Source organism: Paracoccus isoporae (assembly GCF_900101865.1).
In the GTDB taxonomy this organism is placed as follows: domain Bacteria; phylum Pseudomonadota; class Alphaproteobacteria; order Rhodobacterales; family Rhodobacteraceae; genus Paracoccus; species Paracoccus isoporae.
Window position 1 is genome coordinate 1 of the sequence record NZ_FNAH01000029.1, and the last position, 2,279, is coordinate 2,279.

Annotated in this window: 3 protein-coding genes and 1 pseudogene; all 4 read left to right on the forward strand. The window is 67.4% G+C overall.

The features are described from left to right. The first annotated feature begins 84 nt into the window (after nt 1-84). On the forward strand, nt 85-516 hold the full coding sequence (locus tag BLT73_RS16915; protein WP_090525762.1) for a PaaI family thioesterase: 432 nt from the start codon (nt 85-87) through the stop codon (nt 514-516). Continuing rightward, nucleotides 513-1,352, forward strand: coding sequence for an oxepin-CoA hydrolase, alternative type (locus BLT73_RS16920; protein ID WP_245727398.1), 840 nt, complete (start codon nt 513-515; stop codon nt 1,350-1,352). The genes BLT73_RS16915 and BLT73_RS16920 overlap by 4 nt, the downstream gene beginning before the upstream one ends. A gap of 17 nt (nt 1,353-1,369) precedes the next feature. Then, complete coding sequence (locus BLT73_RS16925; RefSeq protein ID WP_090525765.1) at nt 1,370-2,128, forward strand: electron transfer flavoprotein subunit beta/FixA family protein; 759 nt, start codon at nt 1,370-1,372, stop codon at nt 2,126-2,128. Then, nucleotides 2,128-2,279, forward strand: a pseudogene (locus BLT73_RS17190) (electron transfer flavoprotein subunit alpha/FixB family protein); the annotation flags it as partial. The gene BLT73_RS16925 and the pseudogene BLT73_RS17190, both read left to right, overlap by 1 nt.

Below are 2,279 nucleotides of genomic sequence, written 5' to 3' on the forward strand. Positions count from 1 at the left end.
GTCGGGCGGGCGCTATGCCTGCCTGTCGATGTGCGTCGGTGTGGGCCAGGGCATCGCCATGGTCATCGAACGGGTGGAGTGAGGATGATGGACAACCTGTCTTACACAGCCCCGGCCGCGGCCCTGTCCGACCTGCCGCTGGATTTTTCCGGCGCCTCCGGCCTGGTCGGCTATCTGTCCTGGCTGCCGGAGACGGGCGGGGCCTGTTCGATGGAAATCGGGCCGCAGCATCTCAACCGGCTGGGGAACCTGCATGGCGGCTTCGTCTGCATGTTGCTCGACAATGGCTGCGGCACGGCGGTCCGGCGCGAGATCGGCCAGATCGATGCACGGGTGGTCACGGCCAGCCTGACGGTCCATCATGTCGATGCGGTCAGTGCCGGGCGGGTGACGGCGCGGGGGCGCGTGACCGGCGGCGGGCAGACCACGAAATTCGCCGAGGCCGAGCTGCGCGACACGGCGGGCCGGCTGATCGCTACGGCGCGCGCCGTATTCGCAGTGATGAGGACGCAATGACTGATATGACTGCCGAGACGAACCAGACCGCGCCGGTGCTGCGCGCCCAGCACGGCCCGACGCTGGTGCTGACCATCAACGCGCCGAAGTTGCGCAACGCGCTCAGCCCGGAGGTCTATGACGGTGTTCTGGCCGGGCTGGCCCACGCCGCCGCCACGCCCGGCATTGCCAATGTCGTGCTGGAGGGGGCGCAGGGGTTCTTCTGCGCAGGCGGCGATCTGAACGCGCTCGCCACCCGCGCCGCGCTGCCGCTGGAGGAACGCGCCGAACGGATCGAAATGCTGCACGAGGTCGTGCGCCGCATCCGATCCGCGCCCAAGCCGGTCATCGCCGCCATTGAAGGCGGCGCGGCAGGGGCCGGTGCCTCCATCGCGCTCGCAGCCGATCTGATCGTCGCCGCCGGGGACAGCTATCTGTCCATCGCCTATGTCAAGGCCGGGCTGGTGCCGGATGGCGGCGCGACGGCCTCGCTGCTGCGCGCCCTGCCGCCGCAATTCGCCGCCGAGATGGCCCTGCTGGGCGGCCGCATCCCGGCGCAGCGCCTGGCGGATCTGGGGGTAGTCAACCGCGTCGCACCGCCCGGCGAGGCGCTGCGCCTCGCGCTGCAACTCGGCGCGGAGCTGGCGCAGGGCAGCGTCGCCGCGCAATCGGCGATCCTGGGGCTGCTCGACAGTGCCGCGGATCTGTCGTTTGACGATCAGCTCGAGCGTGAAAAGCAGGCCATGGCGGCCGCGCTCGGTAGTGCGGATGCCGCCGAAGGCATCGCCGCATTCCGCGAACGCCGCCAGCCGGACTTCCCGCAATACGCGGCGCCCGGCGTGTCATCCAGGAAATGAAAGAAGGAGCAGGACAGATGAAGGTTCTCGTGCCAGTGAAGCGCGTGATCGATTACAACGTGAAGGCGAAGGTGAAATCCGACGGCTCCGGTGTCGATCTGGCGAATGTGAAGATGTCGATGAACCCGTTCGACGAGATTGCCGTCGAGGAGGCGATCCGTCTGAAGGAGGTGGGGACGGCCGAGGAGGTCGTGGTGGTGTCGATCGGGGTGAAACAGGCGGCCGAGACGATCCGCACGGCGCTGGCGATGGGCGCGGATCGCGGCATCCTCGTGGTGGCCGCCGATGACGTGCATCAGGATATCGAGCCGCTGGCGGTGGCGAAGATCCTGAAAGCGGTGATCGACGAGGAACAGCCCAAGCTGGTCATCGCCGGAAAGCAGGCCATCGACAACGACATGAACGCCACGGGGCAGATGCTGGCCGCGCTCTTGGGCTGGGGTCAGGCGACATTCGCCTCGAAGCTGGAGATCGCGGGCGAGGCCGCCAGGGTCACCCGCGAGGTCGATGGCGGGTTGCAGACCATCGAGGTCAAGCTGCCGGCCATTGTCACCGCCGATCTGCGGCTGAACGAGCCGCGCTATGCCTCGCTGCCCAACATCATGAAGGCCAAGAAGAAGCCGCTGGAGGAGAAAACGGCGGATGATTACGGCGTGGACGTGACCCCGCGGCTGGAGATCACCCACACCGCCGAGCCCGAGGGGCGCAAGGCGGGGATCATCGTCGAGGATGTCGATGCGCTGGTGTCGAAACTGAAAGAAGCGGGGATTGTGTGATGGCTGTTCTGTTGCTGGGTGAAGTCACCAATGGCGAGTTGAACCGGGACGCCACTGCCAAGGCGGTGGCTGCGCTGAAATCCCTGGGCGATGTGACGGTGCTCTGCGCCGGGTCGAGCGCGAAGGCGGCGGCTGAGGACGCCGCAAAGAT

Excerpts from the sequence above, each read along its gene's own strand:
- BLT73_RS16915 (WP_090525762.1), top strand. The coding sequence starts at position 85 with ATGATGGACAACCTGTCTTACACAGCCCCGGCCGCGGCCCTGTCCGAC.
- BLT73_RS16925 (WP_090525765.1), top strand. The coding sequence starts at position 1,370 with ATGAAGGTTCTCGTGCCAGTGAAGCGCGTGATCGATTACAACGTGAAG.
- BLT73_RS16920 (WP_245727398.1), top strand. The coding sequence starts at position 513 with ATGACTGATATGACTGCCGAGACGAACCAGACCGCGCCGGTGCTGCGC.